Here is a 1197-nt window from a genome sequence, read left to right as displayed (position 1 = left end):
GTCGACCGGCGCACGCGGCACGACGGCGACCGCTGCTGCTGTCGACGCCGCGCGACGTGCGAGCAGCGCGCTCTTCTGGCGGCTCGTGCTCGTCGAGCTCGCCGTCATGGGTGCCGTCTCGGGCGTCGCCGTCGCCCTCGGCTCGACCGCGCCGCCCGTGCCCGAGGAGCCGCCCGTCGACCCGTCGCCCGCGTACCGCCTCACGGGCCACCCCCTCCCGCCCGAGCCGACGACGCTGCGCTGGCTCACCGAGTGGCGCTGGGACCTGCTGCTGGCGTCGGCCGCCGTCGCAGGTCTCGTCGTCTACTGGCGGTGGGTGCTGCGGCTGCGTCGGCGCGGCGACACGTGGTCGTGGGCGCGCACCGCGTCGTGGACCGTCGGGATGCTGCTGTTCGGCTGGACGACGTCCGGCGGCCCGGCGCTCTACGGCCACGTGCTGTTCAGCGCGCACATGGTGCAGCACATGGTGCTCGCGATGGTCGTGCCGATCTTCCTCGCGCTGTCCGCGCCCGTGACGCTCGCGCTGCGTGCGCTGCCCGTCCGCTCGACGCGCCTGCGCGACGACGTCTCCCGCGGCCCGCGCGAGTGGATCCTCGTGCTGGTGCACAGCCGCGTCGGGTCGTTCCTCGCGCACCCCGTCGTCGCGGCCGTCAACTTCGTCGGCTCGATGATCGCCTTCTACTACACCGGCCTGTTCGAGTGGTCGCTGCGGTCCCCGGTCGGGCACCTCGCGATGGTCGTGCACTTCACGCTCGCCGGGTACCTGTTCGTCAACGCGCTCGTCGGGATCGACCCCGGCCCGCGCCGCCTCCCGTACCCGCAGCGGCTCCTGCTGCTGTTCGCGACCATGGCGTTCCACGCGTTCTTCGGCGTCGCGCTCGTCTCGGGGGAGACGCTCCTGGTCGCCGACTGGTTCGGGCTCATGGGGCGTCCGTGGGGACCGAGCGCGCTCGCCGACCAGCAGATCGGCGGCGCGATCACGTGGGGCATCGGCGAGATCCCGACGCTCGCGCTCGCGATCGGCGTCGGGTTCGCGTGGGCGCGCGACGACGAGCGGACCGCGCGCCGACGGGACCGGAAGGTCGACCGCGAGGGCGACCTCGAGCTCGACGAGTACAACGCGATGCTCGCGGGCCTCGCCGAGCGCGACGCCCACCAGCCTGACGCCCGCGCGGCGCGGACGCCCCGCCCGACGCC

The 1197-nt window shown here is 74.4% G+C and carries 1 protein-coding gene; it reads left to right on the top strand.

The window, feature by feature from the left end; translation table 11 throughout:
• Positions 1-1197, top strand: a 1197-nt coding sequence (locus HGA02_RS19825; protein ID WP_246248133.1) for a cytochrome c oxidase assembly protein, incomplete at both ends; no start/stop codon positions are given.

Origin of the sequence: Cellulomonas septica, assembly GCF_012396155.1 — a bacterium.
Lineage (GTDB): Bacteria > Actinomycetota > Actinomycetes > Actinomycetales > Cellulomonadaceae > Cellulomonas > Cellulomonas septica.
Note: the sequence above shows the minus strand (reverse complement) of the source record. Positions and strands in the feature narration are given on the sequence as shown.